Source organism: Kineococcus rhizosphaerae, assembly GCF_003002055.1.
Classification (GTDB): Bacteria; Actinomycetota; Actinomycetes; order Actinomycetales; family Kineococcaceae; genus Kineococcus; species Kineococcus rhizosphaerae.
Window position 1 is genome coordinate 1 of record NZ_PVZF01000045.1, and the last position, 3,889, is coordinate 3,889.

At 67.4% G+C, this 3,889-nt stretch carries 4 protein-coding genes and 1 pseudogene; 3 read left to right on the top strand and 2 right to left on the bottom strand.

The features are described from left to right. The first annotated feature begins 129 nt into the window (after positions 1-129). Positions 130-303, top strand: a complete 174-nt coding sequence (locus tag CLV37_RS27990; RefSeq protein WP_170127544.1) for a hypothetical protein — start codon at positions 130-132, stop codon at positions 301-303. Between the two features lie 109 nt (positions 304-412). Here CLV37_RS27990 and CLV37_RS26715 read toward each other — a convergent pair whose 3' ends face one another. Next, entirely contained in the window at positions 413-928 is a 516-nt protein-coding gene (locus CLV37_RS26715) for a MarR family winged helix-turn-helix transcriptional regulator (protein WP_106215777.1), read from the bottom strand. Positions 929-1,052: 124 nt separating this feature from the next. Here CLV37_RS26715 and CLV37_RS26720 point away from each other — a divergent pair, with 124 nt between their 5' ends. Both CLV37_RS26720 and CLV37_RS26725 read left to right on the top strand, forming a co-directional pair. Beyond that, entirely contained in the window at positions 1,053-1,967 is a 915-nt protein-coding gene (locus CLV37_RS26720) for an NAD(P)H-binding protein (protein ID WP_106215778.1), read from the top strand. Positions 1,968-2,118: 151 nt separating this feature from the next. Next, positions 2,119-3,534: a DHA2 family efflux MFS transporter permease subunit gene (locus CLV37_RS26725; RefSeq protein ID WP_245886003.1), complete on the top strand. Its 1,416-nt coding sequence runs from the start codon at positions 2,119-2,121 to the stop codon at positions 3,532-3,534. 158 nt (positions 3,535-3,692) lie between these two features. On the opposite strand, the pseudogene CLV37_RS26730 reads toward CLV37_RS26725, so the two are convergent. Next, a pseudogene (locus tag CLV37_RS26730) lies at positions 3,693-3,794 on the bottom strand (transposase); the annotation flags it as partial. Positions 3,795-3,889 lie beyond the last annotated feature (95 nt).

Below are 3,889 nucleotides of genomic sequence, written 5' to 3' on the forward strand. Positions count from 1 at the left end.
GTTGGCGAGTGCGGCGGTCGCCATGGTTGAGATTGCCTACACGCGGATGATGCTGCGCCGGTTGACCAGGCCGGCGCAGCCCTCACCGCACATCTGAAACAGTCACTGAGACAGGACACAGCCGACGCCGTGCGTGAGAAGCACACCGAACTGCTCGACGCCGGGTACGAACCGGGGAAGATCAGCAGTGGTTTCGAGGTCCTGGGCGCGACATGGACGGCGTTCTACTGCCCTCTTGGTGACGGCCTCGAGATTGAGATCAATCACCGCACCCCATCGCCTCTGCTGGACCGAGCCATGTGATCGGTTCCGCGGGATACGGATCAGCCGCCGTTCTCGATGACGGTACTCGGACGGTTCAGGTTCTCGCCACGTCTCGCGAACGGACCCGGTCAGTACTCGTGATCTCGATCTAGGGCTTTCTCGGGTCACGGGTGCGCGCGTCGAGTGTCTGCACCGCGGACATCAAGTGACGACGGTGCGCCGCCATGGCATCGGCAGCCGCTGCCAGGTATCGACTGACGACGTCGAGCTGTCCGGCGCTGAACTGATCCAGCACCTCATCGATCCGAGCTCGGACGGGTCCGGAGTATTCCTCGGCCAAGGCCCGGCCGCGTGACGTGGTCTCCACCAGCACCTTGCGGCGGTCCCCGCCGTCGCGGACCCGGACCAAGGCCCCGCTCTTCTCGAGGCGGTCCACGACCGCCGTGATCGCGCCAGTGCTCAGGCGCAGCTCGCGCCCGAGGGCGCCCGCGGTCATCGCCTCGCCGCGGCCCTCGGTGGCCATCACCCGCAAGAGCGCGTCCACGTCGGTGGAGTGCATCCCTTGCCGCAGGACGAAGGCGTGCGCAACCTCCTCCGCCTCGGCGACGAGCCGTTGGGTCAAACGCACCACCTCGGCGCGCGGGTTGCCGGCTTCGTTCGCCACGTCTATTCTCTCAATCGTCAAGGTAATGGATCATCAAGATAATTGATGCGTGTCCACCCATGGTGGACCACCGACGCCCTTCGCCAGGACCGACCGCCCTCGCGAATGAGCAGGAGACGACCACATGACGTCCAACCCCTCGAACCACCCCGAGACCTCCATGACTCTGGTGACCGGAGCCACCGGCGCGATCGGCGGCGCCCTGACCACACTGCTCGCCTCAAGTGACCTGCCGTTCCGGGTGATGTGCCGGAGCCCCCAGCAGCTCGAGGCCTTCCGCCGCCGCGGGATCGCAGCCGTCCACGGGGATTTTGCCGATCCAGCCAGCGTCCGCGCTGCAATGGAGGGCTGCGAGCAGCTCGTCCTCGTCCCACCCTTCACCCCCGCCCTCTACGCGCACAGCCGGCAGACCATCGACACCGCCTGCGACCTCGACGTTCGCCACATCGTCAAGGTCTCCGCAGCCGACGCGAACCCGCAATCCCCGTTGCCGTGGGCCGCAGCCCACGGACGTGCGGACCGCTACCTCGCCAAGAGCGGGTTGGCCTGGACCGTCCTGCGACCCAGCGCCTTCATGGGAGGGCTCTTGCAGCTGGCCCCCGCGATCCGACGCGGGGTGCTGCCCGGCACCAGCGGCCACGGCGCGACGACCTGGATCGACAGTACTGACATCGCCGCCGCCGCTGAACGCGTCCTGATCGACCGCGGCCGGCAAGGCGGCCCTGGTGCGGACGGACGCAACTACCTGCTGACCGGGACCCAGCCACTGTCGTTCCCGCAGGTCGCCACCATGATCACCGAGCGGTTGGACCGACGAGTCCGCTACCTGCACATTCCCGCGCCCGCTCTCTACCTCGCCCTCCGCGCGAAACGAGTTCCCCACCGCGAGGCGCACGGGGCGGTGGACCAGCTGGCGCGAATCGTCCGCCGCGGCCTGGACGACGTGCGGGTCTACTCCACGGACCTGACCGATCTGATCGGCCGTCCCGCTCTCGCCATGGCCGACTACATCGATGCACACCGCTCTGAACTGACGTGACCTGAGCCGGACACCCATATCGACACCGACACCGACGGACAGGACGATCGTGGATTTCCCGGACCAGACCACCGTGAGCACCCCAGGACGCGCAAACCACCGGGCTCTACGACCCGCAGGAAGCGGACGCCGCCGCTGGGTCGCCCTCATCGTGCTGAGCCTGGCCCAGCTGATGGACGTCCTTGATGGCACCATCGTCAACATCGCCCTGCCCAGCGCGCAGCAGGACCTGGCCTTCTCCGCCGAGAACCGGGCCTGGGTCGTCAACGGCTATGCCCTCGCCTTCGCCAGCCTCCTGCTGCTGGGAGGACGACTCTCGGACCGCTTCGGTCGCAAACGCCTGTTCCTCATCGGCCTTATCGGGTTCGCCTCGGCGTCGGCCGTCGGTGGCGCCGCGAACGGCTTCACCATGCTCCTGGCGGCCCGCATTGCCCAAGGTGTCTTCGCCGCCGCTCTCGCACCCGCAGCACTCTCGCTGGTGTCGGTGACGTTCGCCGACGACCCCGCCCAGCACGGGCGAGCCTTCGCCGTCTTCGGCGCCGTCTCCGGCATGGGAGGTGTGGTCGGTCTTATCCTCGGCGGACTCCTCACCGACGCCCTGTCCTGGCGCTGGTGCCTCTACATTAACCTCTTCATCGCTGCCGTCGCCTTCCTGGGCGCCCTGGTGTTCGTCGACGACCGCCCTGCCAGCAGCCGCAAGGCATCACTGGACGCAGCGAGTGCAGCGTTGATCGCCGCCGGGTTGTTCGGCCTGGTGTACGGACTGACACACGCCGCCGACCACGGCTGGCGTAGCACCGACACGATGATCCCCACCCTCGCCGGTCTCGCGGCGATCATCGGATTCGTCATCCGACAGGGAATCACCGGGCATCCCTTGCTGCCTCTGCGCGTCATCCTCGACCGCGACCGCGGCGCCTCGTTGCTGGCCATCGGGTTCGCCGGGATCGGCTCGTTCGCGCTGTTCCTGTTCTTGACCTACTACCTGCAGGAAACCCTGGGCTTCTCGCCGTTGAGGTCCGGTCTGGCGTTCACACCCATGGTGGCCATGCTGATCGTCGGCTCGGCAATCTCAGGTTCGCTGTTGCTCCCGCGCACCGGTCCGCGCCCACTCGTTCCTGCCGGCTGTCTCCTAGCCGCGACCTCGCTGGCACTGCTCACCCGCATCGGAGCCCACTCCGAATACACCACGCACGTCCTGCCGTCCCTGCTGCTGCTGGGACTGGGATTCGGGTGCATCTTCTCCTGCGCACAGAACGTGGCGACCTCGAAATTGGAAGCCCAGGACACCGGAGTCGCGTCCGCCACCGTCAGCACCATCCAGCAGATCGGCGGAGCGGTCGGTCTCGCCGTGTTCACCTCCATCTCGGCCTCAGCGATCGACAGCTACCTCGATGCGCGCGGCGGAGCATCGGGAGCGGCCTCGGACCAGGTACTGGCCACCCTCTACAGCGATCACGTCGTCTTCTGGGTCGCCGCCGCCGTCTTTGCGGCGGGGGCTGCCCTGACGGCAATGCTGTACCGGAGCGGCCCAGCGCGACTCACACGATCGAGTGCGACGGCGTAGCACCCGCTCAAGGGGATGCAGCGTCCGACCCCACCGCTGCCCAGGTTCCGCGGGGACCGGACCGTCACCGGGCAGTTGTGTAAGCGGATGGTCTCGCTGCGGGCCTGAGCGCTGGACAGCAAGTCAGCCCGTCCTTCCCACCCGTAGATCCGAAGAGCCACTTTCCTCGTCGAGACGCCGTGGACGTAGGCCTCCATCACCACCGCGTGCAGGGCCCGGTCGATGCGCCGGCGCGGGGCCAACAGCGTCGGGAAGAACGATGAAGCGTCACGGCTTCTCTGCCGTCTTCATGTGGGACACGACTCCGGGATGGAGTCGTTGAGGTAAGCGTAGTGGGCGGCCTCAGCCTCGACCG